We start from the raw sequence: 14,190 nt of genomic DNA, 5'->3' as shown, positions 1-14,190 counted from the left end.
CGGCCCGTCTGAGGAGATAGCATGATCGTTCGTCCCGTACGCAGCAGCGATTTACCGGCCCTGATTGATCTGGCGCGCAGCACCGGCACCGGCCTCACCACCTTGCCGGCCAACGAAGAGCGCCTGACCCACCGGGTTGGCTGGGCGGAAAAAACCTTTCGTGGCGACGCCGGGCGCGGTGATGCCGACTACCTGTTCGTGCTGGAAAACGACGAAGGCCGCGTGGTGGGGATTTCCGCCATCGCCGGTGCCGTCGGCCTGCGCGAGCCGTGGTACAACTTCCGGGTCGGCCTGACGGTCAGCGCCTCCCAGGAACTGAATATCTACCGTGAAATTCCGACGCTGTTCCTGGCCAACGACCTCACCGGCAATTCCGAGCTGTGCTCGTTGTTCCTGCATGCCGATTACCGCAACGGCCTCAACGGCCGCATGCTGGCCAAGGCGCGCCTGCTGTTTATCGCCGAGTTCCCACAGCTGTTTGGCAACAAGATCATCGCCGAGATGCGTGGCGTGTCCAACGACGCCGGGCGTTCGCCGTTCTGGGAAAGCCTGGGCCGGCACTTCTTCAAGATGGAATTCAGCCAGGCCGACTACCTGACCGGCGTGGGCAACAAGGCGTTTATCGCTGAGCTGATGCCCAAGTTTCCGTTGTACAGCTGCTTCCTTTCCGAGGACGCGCGCAACGTGATCGGCAAGGTCCACCCGGACACCGAGCCGGCGTTGAGCATGCTCAAGAGCGAAGGCTTCAGCTACCAGGGCTACGTCGATATTTTCGACGCCGGCCCGGCGGTGGAGTGCGAGACCGCCAAGATCCGTGCGGTGCGCGACAGCCAATCATTGGTGTTGGCCATCGGCACACCGGGGGACGACGCCACGCCGTTCCTGATCCATAACCGCAAACGCGAAGATTGCCGCATCACCGCCGCACCGGCGCGCCTGGCGGCAGGCACGCTGGTGGTCGATCCGCAAACCGCCAAGCGCCTGCAACTGGTGGTGGGTGATCAAGTGCGTGCCGTACCGTTGTCTGCTGCTCGGGAGTCGAAATAATGAATTCGTTGTATATCGCAGGTAGCTGGCTGGCTGGCCAGGGTGAACTGTTTGAATCGCGTAACCCGGTGACCCAGCAGGTGCTGTGGGTCGGTAATGGCGCCACGGTCGAGCAGGTCGAGTCGGCCGTGCAGGCCGCGCGCCAGGCGTTCCCGGCCTGGGCCCGGCGCCCGCTGGAAGAGCGCATCAGCGTGCTGGAAGCCTTCGCCGCGAGCCTGAAAAGCCGCGCCGATGAAATCGCCCGCTGCATCGGCGAGGAGACCGGCAAGCCGCTGTGGGAGTCGGCCACCGAAGTCACCAGCATGGCCAACAAGATCGCGATCTCGGTGCAAAGCTACCGCGAGCGTACCGGCGAGAAGAGCGGCCCCCTGGGCGACGCCACCGCCGTATTGCGCCACAAGCCCCACGGCGTGGTGGCGGTGTTTGGTCCTTACAACTTCCCCGGTCACCTGCCCAACGGGCATATCGTCCCGGCGTTGCTGGCGGGTAACACCGTACTGTTCAAGCCCAGCGAGCTGACCCCGAAAGTCGCCGAGCTGACCGTGCAGTGCTGGATCGACGCCGGTTTGCCGGCGGGCGTGTTGAACCTGCTGCAAGGTGCGCGCGAGACCGGCATTGCGTTGGCCGCCAACCCCGGTATCGATGGGTTGTTCTTCACCGGTTCCAGCCGTACCGGCAATCATCTGCACCAGCAGTTCTCCGGGCGTCCGGACAAGATCCTGGCCCTGGAAATGGGCGGCAACAACCCGCTGGTGGTAGATGAAGTAGCCGACGTGGATGCGGCGGTCTACACCATCATCCAGTCGGCGTTTATCTCCGCCGGCCAGCGTTGCACCTGTGCCCGTCGCCTGCTGGTGCCGGAAGGCGCCTGGGGCGATGCGCTGCTGGCGCGGCTGGTGGCGGTGAGTGCGACGATTGAAGTCGGCGCGTTCGACCAGCAACCGCCGCCGTTCATGGGCTCGGTGATATCCCTGGCGGCGGCAAAAGCCCTGATGGAGGCCCAGAAGTTGATGTTGGCCAATGGCGCCGTGGCGCTGTTGGAGATGACCCAGCCCCAGGACCAGGCTGCCTTGCTGACCCCAGGCATCATCGACGTGACCGGCGTGACCGAGCGCGAAGACGAAGAGCTGTTCGGCCCGTTGTTGCAGGTGATCCGCTACGCCGATTTCGCGGCGGCGATTGCCGAAGCCAACAACACCCAGTACGGCCTGGCCGCGGGCCTGTTGTCCGATTCCGAGGCGCGTTACCAGCAATTCTGGCTGGAAAGCCGTGCTGGCATCGTCAACTGGAACAAACAGCTGACCGGCGCCGCCAGCACCGCGCCATTTGGTGGGGTAGGGGCCTCGGGCAACCATCGCGCCAGTGCGTATTACGCGGCGGATTATTGTGCGTACCCGGTGGCGTCGCTTGAAACGCCAAGCCTGGTGGTACCGGCCACGCTAACCCCCGGCATTACGCTGATCTAAATGTGGGAGGGGGCTTGCTCCCGATGGCGGTGTGTCAGTCACCTGATTGATCAACTGACAGACTGCTATCGGGAGCAAGCCCCCTCCCACACTGGATTTGTGGTGTGTTGAAGATTTTTGAAGCCTATAAAAACAGATGTTCGTGGAGCCTCGCCGATGAAATCCTATGAAGTCAATTTTGACGGTCTAGTGGGGCCGACCCATAACTACGGCGGTTTGTCCTTCGGCAACGTCGCGTCCCAGAGCAACAGCCAGCAGCATTCCAACCCCAGGGAAGCGGCGTTGCAGGGCCTGCAGAAAATGAAAGCCCTGATGGACATGGGCTTTGTGCAAGGCGTGCTCGCGCCCCAGGAGCGTCCGGACGTAGCGGCGTTGCGCAACCTCGGTTTCAGCGGCACCGACGCCCAGGTCATCCAGCAGGCGGCCAAGCAGGCCATGCCGTTGTTGGTCGCCAGTTGCTCGGCATCGAGCATGTGGGTGGCCAACGCCGCCACCGTCAGCCCGAGCGCCGACACGGCAGATGGCCGCGTGCATTTCACCGCCGCCAACCTCAATTGCAAATACCACCGCAGCATCGAACACCCCACCACCAGCCGCGTGCTGGGGGCGATGTTTGCCGACCAGAAGCACTTTGCCCACCACGCCGCGTTGCCGGCGGTGGCGCAGTTCGGCGACGAAGGTGCGGCCAACCACACGCGTTTCTGCCGTGAGTACGGCGACGCGGGCGTGGAGTTTTTCGTGTTCGGGCGCAGCGCGTTCGACCCCCGTTACCCGGCCCCGCAGAAGTACCCGGCGCGCCAGACCCTCGAAGCCTCCCAGGCCGTCGCCCGCCTGCATGGCCTGAAGGATGAAGGCGTGGTCTACGCCCAGCAGAACCCGGCGGTGATCGATGCCGGCGTGTTCCACAACGACGTGATCGCGGTGGGCAACGGCGAGGTGCTGTTCTATCACGAGGACGCATTCCTCAATACCGAACAGATGCTGGCCGAGTTGCAGGGCAAGTTGGGCAAGCTGGGCGGCAACTTCCAGGCGGTGTGTGTGCCGCGTGCCCAGGTCAGCGTCGAGGACGCGGTGCGTTCCTACCTGTTCAACAGCCAGTTGCTGACCCGCGCCGACGGTTCGATGTTGCTGATCGTGCCGGAGGAGTGCCGCGCCAACGAGCGCGTCTGGCAGTACCTGCAAGGCCTGACGGCGTCCGCTGGGCTGATCCGCGAAGTCAAAGTCTTCGACCTCAAGCAAAGCATGCAGAACGGCGGAGGCCCGGCGTGCCTGCGCCTGCGCGTGGCCCTGAACGAAACCGAGCTGGCAGCGGTGAACCCAGGGGTTATCATGACCGCGCCGTTGTACGACACACTGACCCAATGGGTCGACAAGCACTACCGCGACAGCCTGCGCGAAACCGACCTGGCTGACCCGCAATTGCTGCTTGAGTGCCGGACGGCACTGGATGAACTGACGCAAATCCTTAAACTGGGCTCGGTTTATCCTTTCCAGATCAATTAACGCCACCTCTTTTTACACCCTATGGCTGAGAATTATTTATGAGCACCGACACCCTGCAACTGATCCTTGAAGACACCGACGGTACCCAGCTGGAAACCTCCTGCACCCGCGTCGCCGTGGTCTGGCAGGGCAAGGAAATCTGGATCCAGCACGACGGCCGTGGCCAACTGCTGATCGGCGTGGACGTGGAAGAAGGCGACGCCGAATACGCCAACCTGTTGATGCGCCCCCTGGCCACCAACCTGATGAGCCTGCAACTGGAAATGGAACCGGCCGACGTTGAAGGTGATGACGACGATCACGTCCATGGCCCAGGCTGCAACCACTAAGGAAGCTGCGTATGCTCGCCCTCGGCAAACTGCTTGAACTGACCCTCGCCGGTCGCGAACCGGCGCAAAAAATTCAACTGACTGTCGACGGCGTGCAGATGCGCTGGCTCAGCGAGGGCGCACTCGAAGTGCGCCCGCCGCAGGCAACGGACAATGGCAGCGACCTGCTGCTGTCGTCCGGCATCCATGGCAACGAAACCGCGCCGATCGAATTGCTCGACCGCCTGTTGCATGGCATCGCCCGTGGGGAGATCAAGCCCCGCACCCGTATTCTGTTCCTGTTCGGCAACCCTGAGGCCATGCGCCGCGGCGAGCGTTACCTTGAACTGGACGTCAACCGGCTGTTCAACGGCCGGCATGAAAAAAACATCGGCCCCGAAGCCATGCGCGCTGCCGAGCTTGAACAACTGGCCCGCAGCTTCTTCAGCTTGCCTGGCCGTTCGCGCCTGCATTACGACCTGCACACCGCCATCCGCGGCTCGAAGATCGAGCAGTTTGCGCTGTACCCCTGGAAGGAGGGGCGCCAGCATTCGCGTCACGAACTGGCGCGCCTGAACGCCGCTGGCATGGAAGCGGTGCTGCTGCAGAACAAGAGCTCGATCACCTTTACCGCGTTTACCTATGAGCAGCTGGAGGCCGAGGCTTTCACCCTCGAACTGGGCAAGGCACGGCCGTTCGGGCACAACCAGGGCGTGAATGTCTCCCGCCTGGAGCTGCGCCTCAAGCAGATCATCGAAGGCACCGAGCCTGAGACTGACAGCCTGGACGGGTTGAAACTGTTCGCCGTGTCGCGGGAAGTCATCAAGCACAGCGATGCATTCCTGCTGCACTTGCCGGCGGACGTGGAAAACTTTTCGGAATTGGAAAAGGGTTATCTGCTGGCCGAAGACGTGGCCAAGACCCGTTGGGTGATCGAGGAGGAGGGGGCGCGCATCATCTTCCCCAACCCGAAGGTGAAGAATGGCTTGCGGGCGGGGATATTGATTGTGCCAACCACAGAGGCCGGGCTGGCGTAGATCTGAGCCTTAACCTGGTCCAAATGTGGGAGGGGTGTAGCCCCCTCCCTCATCTTGTTTTGCAGTGTTGCTTAGACCGCTACCGCCCGTGGCTCGCTGCGACGGATCGCCCGCACCTTGTGCAGGGTGTCGGCGCATGTACGTGCAGCTTCCTGGCCCTTGTGCACGAAGTGCTCATGGAAGAACGCGGTGTGTTCGCTGCCGGCATGGAAGTGATGCGGCGTCAGGGACACCGAGAACACCGGCACTTCGGTTTCCAGCTGCACCTGCATCAGGCCGCTGACCACCGACTGGGCCACGAACTCGTGACGGTAGATCCCGCCGTCCACCACCAGCGCGGCGGCCACGATACCGGCGTAACGACCGGTCTTGGCCAGCAGCTTGGCGTGCAGGGGCATTTCAAAGGCGCCGCCGACTTCGAAGAAATCGATGTCCGATTCCTGGTAGCCCTGGGCGATCATTTCGGCGAGGAAGCCTTTGCGGGATTGGTCGACAATATCCTTGTGCCAGCAGGCCTGGATAAACGCGACGCGCTCGCCGTGATGGTTTTTGCTTTTGCTGTCGATTGCGGTGGGTTGCATGTTCTGACTCCTGTTTAAGAAAAAAACAGGGCGTTATGAATCGAATGGGATTTAAGGGTACGAACCGCCGAGTCATGCAGGCATGCGCTCGGCGTGCGGCCCTTAGGTGCCAATCCCGTTCTCTCTTCATCCGGACTATGACCGTCGGCCCCGGGATCACACCGGGTCTGCTGACCTTGTCGCCGTCCTGCGTGAGCAGTTCGAGGCGCCAAGCGCTCGCGGGCTATGCACCTTGCGTGCAATTACCGCCGGTGGGGAATTGCACCCCGCCCTGAGAACGTTGCCACCAGAACCCTGGTGGCGGAGAGTTTTTAACATGGTTTTTCATAAACTGCACGAGCGTCGTATCGATAAGCTATATCGGTTTGTTTGGTTGGTATTCGATTGAGAACGCGTGGGGCTTGATATTCCGCGGCTTTGCCCGCAGTAATCATCCTCATAAGAATCTTAATGAACCCCTTCGAGGCTTGTTTCATGTCTGTGATCGACCTGCGCAGCGACACCGTGACCCAACCCACCGCCGGCATGCTCGACGCCATGGCCAATGCCGCCAGCGGCGATGACGTCTACGGCGAAGACCCCAGCGTCAACCGCCTGGAGGCCGAGCTGGCCAAGCGCCTGGGCTTTGCGGCCGCGCTGTTCGTGCCCACCGGCACCATGAGCAACCTGCTGGCGCTGATGGCCCACTGTGAGCGTGGCGAGGAGTACATCGTCGGCCAGCAGGCCCACACCTACAAATACGAGGGCGGCGGCGCGGCCGTGCTGGGTTCGATCCAGCCGCAGCCGCTGGACGTGCAGGCGGATGGCTCCCTCGACCTGAGTCAGGTGCTCGAGGCCATCAAGCCCGACGACTTCCACTTCGCCCGCACCCGCCTGCTGGCCCTGGAAAACACCATGCAGGGCAAGGTGCTGCCGCTGGACTACCTGGCGAAGGCGCGGGCGTTTACCCGCGAACATGGCCTGGCCCTGCACCTGGATGGCGCGCGACTCTACAACGCGGCGGTCAAGCTTGGGGTCGATGCACGGGAGATCGCCCAGCATTTCGACTCGGTGTCGGTGTGCCTGTCCAAGGGCCTCGGTGCGCCGATCGGCTCGGTGCTGTGCGGCTCCACGGCGTTGATCGCCAAGGCACGCCGTTTGCGCAAGATGGTCGGCGGTGGCATGCGCCAGGCCGGTTCCCTGGCGGCAGCAGGGCTGTATGCCCTGGATCACCAGGTGCAGCGCCTGGCCGACGACCACGCCAATGCGCAATGGCTGGGCGATGAGCTGCGCAACGCCGGTTACGCGGTGGAGCCGGTGCAGACCAACATGGTCTACGTGCAGATCGGCGACCAGGCCCAGGCCTTGAAGGCGTTTGCCGCCGAGCGTGGGATCAAGTTGAGTGCTGCGCCGCGCCTGCGCATGGTGACGCATCTGGATGTGAGCCGGGCGCAGATCGAGCAAGTGCTCAAGGCATTCGTCGATTTTTCGCGCAAATGAGTGTGCAGACCGTCTAATTGAACCTCTCTATCGCATAAACACGCTGTACCACCGGCAAAGGGCCGATATAATGCGGCCTTTTGCCGTCGCTCCGTCTGATGATGTTGCGCACTGGCCTTTGGCCGCAGCCTCCGTGGAAGAACCTATGAAAAGCGCAGAAATCCGTGAAGCCTTCCTTCGCTTCTTCGAAGAGCAAGGTCACACCCGTGTCTCCTCCAGCTCCTTGATCCCAGGCAATGACCCAACCCTGCTGTTCACTAACGCGGGGATGAACCAGTTCAAGGACTGCTTCCTGGGCCAGGAAAAACGCGCCTACACCCGCGCCACCAGCAGCCAGAAGTGCGTGCGTGCCGGCGGCAAGAACAGTGACCTGGAAAACGTCGGCTACACCGCCCGCCACCACACGTTCTTCGAGATGCTGGGTAACTTCAGCTTTGGTGATTATTTCAAGAAAGACGCGATTACCTTCGCCTGGACCTTCCTGACCGGCGTGTTGAAGCTGCCCAAGGAAAAACTCTGGGTGACCGTCTACGCGACGGACGACGAAGCGTATGACATCTGGACCAAGGAAATCGGGGTGCCCGTCGAGCGCATGATTCGTATCGGCGACAACAAGGGCGCGCCTTACGCGTCCGATAACTTCTGGACCATGGGCGACACCGGCCCATGCGGCCCCTGCACCGAGATTTTCTACGATCACGGCGCCGACATCTGGGGTGGCCCACCGGGCTCGCCGGAAGAAGACGGCGACCGTTACATCGAGATCTGGAACAACGTGTTCATGCAGTTCAACCGCACCGCCGATGGCGTGCTGCATCCGCTGCCAGCGCCTTCGGTAGACACCGGCATGGGTCTGGAGCGGATCAGTGCGGTGATGCAGCACGTTCACTCCAACTACGAGATCGACCTGTTCACCAACCTGTTGAGCGCGTCGGCCGCAGCCATTGGTTGTGCCAATGAAAGCCAGTCGTCCCTCAAGGTGGTGTCGGACCACATCCGTTCCTGCGGTTTCCTCATCGCCGACGGTGTACTGCCGTCCAACGAAGGCCGTGGCTACGTGCTGCGTCGTATCATCCGTCGCGCCTGCCGTCACGGTAACAAGCTGGGCGCCACTGGCAGCTTCTTCTACAAGATCGTGGCCGCGCTGGTTGCCGAGATGGGCGATGCCTTCCCGGAACTCAAGCAGCAGCAGGACAACATCGAGCGTGTGCTCAAGGCTGAAGAAGAACAGTTCTCCAAGACCCTGGAGCACGGCCTGAAGATTCTGGAGCAGGACTTGGCCGAGCTCAAAGGCACCGTGGTGCCGGGCGATGTCGTGTTCAAACTGTACGACACCTATGGCTTCCCGATGGACCTGACCGCCGACATCGCCCGTGAGCGCGAGCTGACCGTCGACGAAGCCGGGTTTGAGCGTGAGATGGAAGCCCAGCGCGTGCGCGCCCGTTCCGCCAGTTCCTTTGGCCTGGACTACAACACCCTGGTCAAGGTTGACGTGCCCACCGAATTCACCGGTTACAAGGCGACCGTCGGCGCGGCCAGGATCGTTGCCATTTATAAAGACGGCAAGTCGGTCGACGTGTTGAGCGAAGGCGAAGAAGCGGTTGTGGTCCTGGACCAGACGCCGTTCTACGCCGAATCCGGTGGCCAGGTCGGTGACTGTGGTTTCCTGAGCTCGACCTCCGGTCGTTTCGAGGTACGCGACACCACCAAGACCGGCGGTGCGTTCCTGCATCACGGCGTGCTGGTGCTGGGCAACCTGACGGTCGGTGCGCCGGTGGACACCCAGGTCGATGCCGACGTACGCCATGCCACCGCGCTGAACCACTCGGCCACGCACTTGCTGCACGCCGCGCTGCGCCAGGTGCTGGGCGAGCACGTCCAGCAGAAGGGGTCGTTGGTCGACAGCCAGCGCCTGCGTTTCGACTTCAGCCACTTCGAAGCGATCAAGCCTGAGCAGATCAAGGCCCTGGAAGACATCGTCAACGCTGAGATTCGCAAGAACTCCCCGGTAGAAACCGAAGAGACTGACATCGAGACGGCCAAGACCAAGGGCGCCATGGCGCTGTTCGGCGAGAAGTACGGCGACAACGTGCGCGTGCTGAGCATGGGCGGCGACTTCTCGGTGGAGCTGTGTGGCGGTATCCACGCCAACCGTACCGGCGATATCGCCCTGCTGAAGATCATCAGCGAAGGCGGCGTGGCGTCGGGTGTGCGTCGTATTGAGGCGGTGACCGGCGCTGCAGCCCTGGCCTACCTGAATGCGGCTGAAGAACAACTCAAGGAAGCGGCCAGCCTGGTCAAGGGCAGTCGCGACAACCTGATCGACAAGTTGTCCGCCGTTCTGGAGCGCAACCGTGCGCTGGAGAAACAGCTGGAGCAGTTGCAAGCCAAGGCGGCCAGCGCTGCGGGCGACGATCTGTCGGCTTCGGCCGTTGACGTCAAGGACGTGAAAGTCCTGGCTGCACGCCTGGACGGTCAGGACGGCAAGGCGCTGTTGGCCCTGGTCGATCAGTTGAAGAACAAGCTCGGCCGCGCAGTGATCCTGCTCGGCAGTGTCCATGAGGAGAAGGTCGTGCTGGTTGCCGGTGTAACCAAGGACCTGACTGGCCAACTCAAGGCCGGTGATTTGATGAAGCAAGCCGCTGCGGCAGTGGGCGGGAAGGGCGGTGGTCGTCCGGACATGGCGCAAGGCGGTGGTGTAGACGCCAGTGCCCTGGACGCGGCCCTGGCCCTGACCGTGCCATTTGTCGAGGCAGGTATTTAAGGCACTGTTAACCTGCCCGTGGTCTAGTCACGGGCTGTTCTGTGCTGGTTGATTGGATATTAGGCGCCCCTTTACGGGCTGAGGCGGCTTGGAAATGGCTTTGATCGTACAGAAATTTGGAGGCACCTCGGTCGGCTCTGTCGAAAGAATCGAGCAGGTGGCCGACAAGGTTAAGAAATTCCGCGATGCCGGTGACGACCTGGTCGTGGTGCTGTCGGCCATGAGCGGCGAGACCAATCGCCTGATCGAACTGGCGAAGGCCATCAGTGGCGAGCAACAGCCGCTGCCGCGTGAGCTGGATGTGATCGTGTCCACCGGCGAGCAGGTGACCATCGCCTTGCTGGCCATGGCCCTGAACAAGCGTGGCGTGCCTGCCGTGTCCTACACTGGCAGCCAGGTGCGCATCCTCACCGACAGCGCGCACACCAAGGCGCGGATCCTGCAGATTGACGACCAGAAAATTCGCACTGATCTGAAAGCCGGTCGCGTGGTAGTTGTAGCGGGCTTCCAGGGTGTGGACGAGCACGGCAACATCACCACCCTCGGGCGTGGCGGTTCTGACACCACCGGTGTGGCCCTGGCTGCGGCCCTCAAGGCTGACGAGTGCCAGATCTACACCGATGTGGATGGCGTCTACACCACCGACCCGCGTGTGGTGTCCGTGGCCCAGCGCCTGGACAAGATCACCTTTGAAGAGATGCTGGAAATGGCCAGCCTCGGTTCCAAGGTGTTGCAGATCCGCGCGGTGGAGTTCGCCGGCAAGTACAACGTTCCGCTGCGCGTATTGCACAGCTTCAAGGAGGGTCCGGGCACCCTCATTACTATTGATGAAGAGGAATCCATGGAACAGCCGATCATTTCCGGCATCGCTTTCAACCGCGATGAAGCCAAGCTGACGATCCGTGGCGTGCCAGACACCCCGGGCGTGGCCTTCAAGATTCTGGGCCCTATCAGCGATGCGAATGTTGAAGTCGACATGATCGTGCAGAACGTCTCGCACGATAACACCACCGATTTCACTTTCACCGTGCACCGCAACGAGTACGATGCGGCGTTGAAAATCCTGGAGAACACCGCGAGCGAAATTGGCGCCCGTGAAGTGGTCGGCGATACCAAGATTGCCAAGGTCTCGATCGTAGGTGTGGGCATGCGTTCCCATGCCGGCGTTGCCAGCCGCATGTTCGGGGCTTTGGCCAAGGAAAGCATCAATATCCAGATGATCTCTACCTCGGAAATCAAAGTCTCGGTGGTGATTGAAGAGAAGTACCTGGAGCTGGCTGTACGCGCGCTGCATACCGCTTTTGAGCTGGATGCTCCGGCCCGACAGGGCGAGTGATGCAATGCCAGGAAGGCGCGGTTTACCGCGCCTTTCATTTTTTTGTAGGGCGCATGGTCTTTTGCGTGCGCTCGACAATACTTAGGCCGTTAGGGCTATGGCTATCGAGTCGTAGGTCGAACGCCTTTTTTTTGCAGACTGTTGTTCCTGAAATGAAATGCGTGAGGAGAAAGGTATGCTGATTCTGACTCGTCGGTGCGCAGAAAGCCTGATTATCGGTGATGGCGAAATCACCGTGACCGTGCTCGGCGTCAAAGGCAATCAAGTGCGTATCGGGGTTAACGCTCCGAAAGAGGTGGCGGTTCATCGCGAGGAAATCTTCTTGCGGATCAAGAAAGAGAAGGACGAAGAACCAAGCCTTTAATTTTTATCGTTTTTTATGTTTGCAAACGGGGATGAACGTGGTTAATATACGCCCCGTGTTGCGGAGAGCTGGCCGAGTGGCCGAAGGCGCTCCCCTGCTAAGGGAGTACACCTCAAAAGGGTGTCGGGGGTTCGAATCCCCCGTTCTCCGCCATTATTTGCTTAGTACGTTGCAATCTGGTTTTTTCGTTAAGTTGTTGAAATTAAACGAAAAAATAGCTTTACATAGAGATTGAACGGCCTATAATGCGCGGCAACAAATGCACTCGTAGCTCAGCTGGATAGAGTACTCGGCTACGAACCGAGCGGTCACAGGTTCGAATCCTGTCGAGTGCACCATTTAAGAGTTAGTTGCAGTAATGCAGGTAGCTCGGCTTCAACCAGTTGTGATCTGGTCTAAAAACACAATATGCACTCGTAGCTCAGCTGGATAGAGTACTCGGCTACGAACCGAGCGGTCACAGGTTCGAATCCTGTCGAGTGCACCATACAAACAAAAAGCCCGCCTAGTGCGGGCTTTTTGCCGTCTGGGGTTTGTGTGGATCCTTATCTTTTTCTCCTTCCTTATGTGTTTTCCATTCCGGTGATGGCGTCGCAGTTGAATAGGTGTGGCCAATACTCAACTTTGGCTCGCAAGCGCTTGTTCTTTCCAGTTTTTTGACGTTAAAACCGGACGCACGGTGTATCATTGCGCCCGTCAGCCCCGCCGGGGCTTATGGAATACCTCCATGGACTTACCCAGTAGTTACTCAGTACCCCGTTTTACCAATCATGAATTGACTGATTGATCCTTCCGGCGTGCCCCGCTGCTGGGAGTGGAGTTCGCCTATGACCGAAGTAGAAGTAAAGAAAACACAAGAAAGCCTGCAGGATCGCCTGGCTCAAGTCATCGAGCTGCTGCAGCGCCAGCGCGTGGTCGAAGATTTCACGCACCGCCAGGATGGTCCGAATAACGACCTTGTCGAAAACCTGGTCCACCGCCAGAACCTCGTCGAGTTGCAACGCAAGCTCGATGACCTGCACTCCGCCGACGTTGCCTACATTCTCGAAGCCTTGCCCCTGGATGATCGACTGACCCTCTGGCAGTTGGTCAAGGCCGACCGCGACGGCGACATCCTGCTCGAAGTATCCGACTCGGTCCGTGAAACCCTGATCGCCGACATGGACGATCACGAGCTCCTGGCGGCCGCCAGGGAGATGGACGCTGACGAACTGGCCGACCTGGCTCCAGAGTTGCCGCGTGATGTTGTCCATGAGTTGATGGAGGCCCTTGACGGCCAGCAGCGTGAGCGCGTGCGCTCCGCGTTGTCCTATGACGAGGATCAGGTCGGCGCACTGATGGACTTCGAGATGGTCACCATCCGCGAAGACGTCAGCCTGGAAGTGGTCTTGCGTTACCTGCGCCGGCTGAAAGAGCTGCCGAGTCATACCGACAAACTGTTCGTGGTCGACTATGAAGGCATTCTCAAGGGCGTGCTGCCGATCAAGCGCCTGTTGGTCAACGATCCGGAGAAAAAGGTTGCTGACCTGATGGCCAGCGATACCGTGAGCTTTCACCCCGATGAGGATGCCTACGACGCAGCGCAGGCCTTTGAGCGTTACGACTTGATCTCTGCCCCGGTGGTCGACAAGAACGGCAAGCTGATCGGCCGTCTGACCATCGACGAAATCGTCGACTTGATTCGTGAAGAGAGTGAAACCGAAGTCCTCAACATGGCGGGTTTGCGTGAAGAGGAAGATATTTTTGCGTCAGTCTGGCGTTCCCTGCATAACCGCTGGGCCTGGCTGGCCGTTAACCTGATTACCGCGTTTATCGCCTCCCGTGTGATCGGGCTGTTCGAAGGTTCCATCGAGAAGCTGGTGGCCCTGGCGGCATTGATGCCGATTGTGGCAGGCATTGGTGGTAACTCGGGCAACCAGACCATCACCATGATCGTACGCGCCATGGCGCTGGACCAGGTCAGTACCGCCAACTCTTCGCGCCTGCTGCGCAAGGAGTTGGCAGTGGGCCTGATCAATGGCCTGGTGTGGGGTGGGGTGATTGGCGTGGTTGCCTACTTGCTGTACGGCAGTTGGTCCCTGGGGGTGGTGATGACCGCTGCCATGACCCTCAACCTGCTGCTGGCGGCCCTGATGGGGGTGCTGATCCCCATGACCCTGGCACGCCTTGGGCGCGACCCGGCCATGGGCGCCAGCGTGATGATCACGGCCATGACCGACAGTGGTGGCTTCTTCATCTTCCTCGGTTTGGCGACGATCTTCCTGCTCTGATCTGTCTCGGCCGGGCGCCCTCTGCTACGTGATAA

The 14,190-nt window shown here is 60.7% G+C and carries 11 protein-coding genes, 3 tRNA genes and 1 riboswitch; of the genes, 13 read left to right on the top strand and 1 reads right to left on the bottom strand.

The genetic code is table 11. From position 1 onward, the window contains the following. Nucleotides 1-21: 21 nt before the first annotated feature. The 5 genes from astA to astE all read left to right on the top strand — a co-directional run bounded on the left by astA (nucleotide 22) and on the right by astE (nucleotide 5,361). The gene (gene astA, locus V3W40_RS31765; protein ID WP_027607767.1) at nucleotides 22-1,047 is read left to right on the top strand and encodes an arginine N-succinyltransferase; all 1,026 of its coding nucleotides are present in this window, start codon (nucleotides 22-24) and stop codon (nucleotides 1,045-1,047) included. Further along, the gene (gene astD, locus V3W40_RS31760; RefSeq protein WP_330216343.1) at nucleotides 1,044-2,513 is read left to right on the top strand and encodes a succinylglutamate-semialdehyde dehydrogenase; all 1,470 of its coding nucleotides are present in this window, start codon (nucleotides 1,044-1,046) and stop codon (nucleotides 2,511-2,513) included. Before astA ends, astD begins: the two co-directional genes overlap by 4 nt. Nucleotides 2,514-2,669: 156 nt before the next feature. Continuing rightward, the gene (gene astB, locus V3W40_RS31755; protein ID WP_065926192.1) at nucleotides 2,670-4,016 is read left to right on the top strand and encodes an N-succinylarginine dihydrolase; all 1,347 of its coding nucleotides are present in this window, start codon (nucleotides 2,670-2,672) and stop codon (nucleotides 4,014-4,016) included. 38 nt (nucleotides 4,017-4,054) lie between these two features. Beyond that, entirely contained in the window at nucleotides 4,055-4,345 is a 291-nt protein-coding gene (locus V3W40_RS31750; protein ID WP_027607770.1) for a hypothetical protein, read from the top strand. Nucleotides 4,346-4,356: 11 nt separating this feature from the next. After that, the gene (gene astE, locus V3W40_RS31745; protein ID WP_065926191.1) at nucleotides 4,357-5,361 is read left to right on the top strand and encodes a succinylglutamate desuccinylase; all 1,005 of its coding nucleotides are present in this window, start codon (nucleotides 4,357-4,359) and stop codon (nucleotides 5,359-5,361) included. 71 nt (nucleotides 5,362-5,432) lie between these two features. Here astE and V3W40_RS31740 read toward each other — a convergent pair whose 3' ends face one another. Then, complete coding sequence (locus V3W40_RS31740) at nucleotides 5,433-5,942, bottom strand: 6,7-dimethyl-8-ribityllumazine synthase (RefSeq protein ID WP_065926190.1); 510 nt, start codon at nucleotides 5,940-5,942, stop codon at nucleotides 5,433-5,435. Between the two features lie 113 nt (nucleotides 5,943-6,055). Beyond that, nucleotides 6,056-6,225, bottom strand: a riboswitch (FMN riboswitch). Between the two features lie 191 nt (nucleotides 6,226-6,416). Here V3W40_RS31740 and ltaE point away from each other — a divergent pair. From ltaE to mgtE, 8 genes are all read left to right on the top strand, one after another. Further along, a complete protein-coding gene (ltaE, locus tag V3W40_RS31735) occupies nucleotides 6,417-7,421 on the top strand; it encodes a low-specificity L-threonine aldolase (protein WP_137212976.1) in 1,005 nt (334 codons plus the stop codon). Nucleotides 7,422-7,566: 145 nt separating this feature from the next. Next, nucleotides 7,567-10,185: an alanine--tRNA ligase gene (gene alaS / locus V3W40_RS31730; protein ID WP_330216340.1), complete on the top strand. Its 2,619-nt coding sequence runs from the start codon at nucleotides 7,567-7,569 to the stop codon at nucleotides 10,183-10,185. A gap of 94 nt (nucleotides 10,186-10,279) precedes the next feature. After that, on the top strand, nucleotides 10,280-11,521 hold the full coding sequence (locus V3W40_RS31725) for an aspartate kinase (RefSeq protein ID WP_027607775.1): 1,242 nt from the start codon (nucleotides 10,280-10,282) through the stop codon (nucleotides 11,519-11,521). Between the two features lie 175 nt (nucleotides 11,522-11,696). Beyond that, on the top strand, nucleotides 11,697-11,885 hold the full coding sequence (gene csrA, locus V3W40_RS31720) for a carbon storage regulator CsrA (protein ID WP_003233512.1): 189 nt from the start codon (nucleotides 11,697-11,699) through the stop codon (nucleotides 11,883-11,885). A gap of 62 nt (nucleotides 11,886-11,947) precedes the next feature. After that, nucleotides 11,948-12,038 (top strand) — tRNA-Ser (locus V3W40_RS31715). Between the two features lie 108 nt (nucleotides 12,039-12,146). Then, a tRNA-Arg gene (locus tag V3W40_RS31710) sits at nucleotides 12,147-12,223 on the top strand. A 72-nt stretch (nucleotides 12,224-12,295) separates the two neighbouring features. Further along, nucleotides 12,296-12,372, top strand: a tRNA-Arg gene (locus tag V3W40_RS31705). A 340-nt stretch (nucleotides 12,373-12,712) separates the two neighbouring features. Beyond that, nucleotides 12,713-14,155, top strand: coding sequence for a magnesium transporter (gene mgtE, locus V3W40_RS31700; protein ID WP_065926188.1), 1,443 nt, complete (start codon nucleotides 12,713-12,715; stop codon nucleotides 14,153-14,155). Nucleotides 14,156-14,190 lie beyond the last annotated feature (35 nt).

This window comes from Pseudomonas sp. AM8, assembly GCF_036346475.1.
Taxonomy (GTDB): domain Bacteria; phylum Pseudomonadota; class Gammaproteobacteria; order Pseudomonadales; family Pseudomonadaceae; genus Aquipseudomonas; species Aquipseudomonas marginalis.
The sequence above is the reverse complement of the archived record's forward strand: the minus strand, read 5'-3'. Positions and strand labels throughout refer to the sequence as shown.

Coding starts and splice junctions, on each gene's coding strand:
- astA (WP_027607767.1), top strand. CDS start 22: ATGATCGTTCGTCCCGTACGCAGCAGCGATTTACCGGCCCTGATTGAT.
- astB (WP_065926192.1), top strand. CDS start 2,670: ATGAAATCCTATGAAGTCAATTTTGACGGTCTAGTGGGGCCGACCCAT.
- V3W40_RS31750 (WP_027607770.1), top strand. CDS start 4,055: ATGAGCACCGACACCCTGCAACTGATCCTTGAAGACACCGACGGTACC.
- astE (WP_065926191.1), top strand. CDS start 4,357: ATGCTCGCCCTCGGCAAACTGCTTGAACTGACCCTCGCCGGTCGCGAA.
- V3W40_RS31740 (WP_065926190.1), bottom strand. CDS start 5,942: ATGCAACCCACCGCAATCGACAGCAAAAGCAAAAACCATCACGGCGAG.
- ltaE (WP_137212976.1), top strand. CDS start 6,417: ATGTCTGTGATCGACCTGCGCAGCGACACCGTGACCCAACCCACCGCC.
- alaS (WP_330216340.1), top strand. CDS start 7,567: ATGAAAAGCGCAGAAATCCGTGAAGCCTTCCTTCGCTTCTTCGAAGAG.
- V3W40_RS31725 (WP_027607775.1), top strand. CDS start 10,280: ATGGCTTTGATCGTACAGAAATTTGGAGGCACCTCGGTCGGCTCTGTC.
- csrA (WP_003233512.1), top strand. CDS start 11,697: ATGCTGATTCTGACTCGTCGGTGCGCAGAAAGCCTGATTATCGGTGAT.
- mgtE (WP_065926188.1), top strand. CDS start 12,713: ATGACCGAAGTAGAAGTAAAGAAAACACAAGAAAGCCTGCAGGATCGC.